General features: G+C 69.1%; 1 protein-coding gene. It reads right to left on the reverse strand.

Features of this window, described 5'->3' with window-relative positions; translation table 11 throughout:
* Window positions 1-2: 2 nt before the first annotated feature.
* A complete protein-coding gene (locus tag U9980_RS11085; RefSeq protein ID WP_322767836.1) occupies window positions 3-872 on the reverse strand; it encodes a universal stress protein in 870 nt (289 codons plus the stop codon).
* Window positions 873-963 lie beyond the last annotated feature (91 nt).

Raw genomic sequence — 963 nt, forward strand, 5'->3', positions numbered from 1 at the left:
CCCTAGCGGATAACAGCGACCGGGCACGGAGCGTGCGTCACAACCTGGTGGCCGACGGACCCGAGCAGCAGACCGCCGAACCCGCCGTGGCCGCGGGCACCGACCACCAGCAACTGGGCCGCACGGGCGGCCACGATCAGGCCGTACGCTGCCGCAGCGGCCACCAGGGTGGCCTCGACGGCAATGTCAGGATTGCGTGCAAGCCCTTGTTCAACAGCGGTGTCAAGGGTGATGCCGGCAGCCTTTTCCAGCTCCGCCTCGTCGAACAAGGGAAGGCCGGCGGCATTCGGCGGCGGTTGGGGTTGCCAGCAGTGCGATACCAGCAACGGAACGTGGCGTAGGCTCGCCTCGACCGCAGCCCAGCGCAGTGCCGTCAGGGACGGCGCCGAGCCGTCGACGCCGACAAGAATCGGGCGACGGTCCGGCTGCGGTGGAGCCGGACCGCGTACGACCACCACCGGAACGGGGGCTTCCTGCACGCATCGCGCACTGACCGAACCGACGAACGTCCGGCGCATCCGGGCGAGCCCGCGTGCGCCGACAACGAGCATCAACGCGTCCCGGGACTCCTCGACGAGGGCGTCCGACGGCGCGTCGTAAACCGTCCTTTCCACGACATCGACACCGAGGTCACAGGGATGCGTCCGCCGGACCGCGTCATGCAGCACCTGCATTGCCGCACGCTCGAGGTCGTCGACGCCGATCGACGGCGAAATGTCGTCCACAACACGTGGACGCCCGCCCGGACCCCAGGCGAGCACCGCTCGTATCCGCGCGCCGGTCAACGCTGCGTGCACCAAAGTCCAGCGCAGGGCCAACTCGGCATCCGCGGACGCATCGATTCCCACCACGATATCGGATGTCGTCTCCACCCTGTTCACCCTCGCAGCGCCTGGCGACGCGAACGAGAGCGATTCGGGTAGACCGCGGGACCGAAAGTCCCGCCCGCACGGGCCCGTCAGT

The sequence above is a fragment of the Protofrankia sp. Cr1 genome, from assembly GCF_963555865.1.
Taxonomy (GTDB): Bacteria; Actinomycetota; Actinomycetes; order Frankiales; family Frankiaceae; genus Protofrankia.